The organism is Limnohabitans sp. G3-2 (assembly GCF_002778275.1).
Lineage (GTDB): Bacteria > Pseudomonadota > Gammaproteobacteria > Burkholderiales > Burkholderiaceae_C > Limnohabitans_A.
Genome location: NZ_NESG01000023.1, coordinates 1 through 829, shown reverse-complemented (window position 1 = coordinate 829; position 829 = coordinate 1). Strand labels below are relative to the sequence as shown.

1 protein-coding gene is annotated in these 829 nt (G+C 65.1%); it reads left to right on the top strand.

Features of this window, described 5'->3' with window-relative positions; all coding sequences use genetic code 11:
• The coding region (locus B9Z31_RS15300) for a uroporphyrinogen decarboxylase family protein (protein WP_100120416.1) at nucleotides 1–829 on the top strand (829 nt) is incomplete at both ends.

The following is an 829-nucleotide window of genomic DNA, read 5'->3' as shown; positions in this document are numbered from 1 at the left end:
TGCCCGAGTACTGCGCCACCCGCGCCAAAGCCGGCAGCTTCATGGGCCTGGCCACCAACGTCGACTACGCCACCGAGGTGACTCTGCAGCCGCTGGACCGTTACCCGCTCGACGCTGCCATCTTGTTCAGCGACATCCTCACCGTGCCCGACGCCATGGGCCTGGGCCTGAGCTTCGCCATGGGCGAAGGGCCGCGCTTTGCCAAAAACGTGCGCGACGAAGCCGCTGTGGCAGAACTCGCCGTGCCCGACATGAACAAGCTGCGCTATGTGTTCGATGCCGTCACCAGCATCCGCAAAGCGCTCAGCGGCCGCGTGCCCCTGATCGGCTTTTCCGGCAGCCCCTGGACCCTGGCCTGCTACATGGTCGAAGGCGCAGGCTCGGACGACTACCGACACGTCAAGACCCTGATGTACAGCCGCCCGGATTTGATGCACCGCATCCTCGAAATCAACGCGGACGCCGTGGCCCTGTACCTGAACACCCAAATTGAAGCGGGCGCCCAAGCGGCCATGATCTTTGACAGCTGGGGCGGCGTGCTGGCCGATGGCGCTTTCCAGCAGTTCAGCATGGCCTACACCGCCCGCGTGCTCTCACAATTGAAGACCGAGCACAACGGCCAGCGCATCCCCAGCATCGTGTTCACCAAAGGCGGCGGCCTGTGGCTGCCCGAGATGGCCCGTTTGAACTGCGACGTGCTGGGCCTGGACTGGACCATGAACCTGGGCCGCGCCCGCGCCCAAGTGGGTGGCCCCGTCGGTGGCCCCGGCAAAGCGCTGCAAGGCAACATCGACCCCAATATTTTGTTTGCGCCCCCCGCGCAGATCGC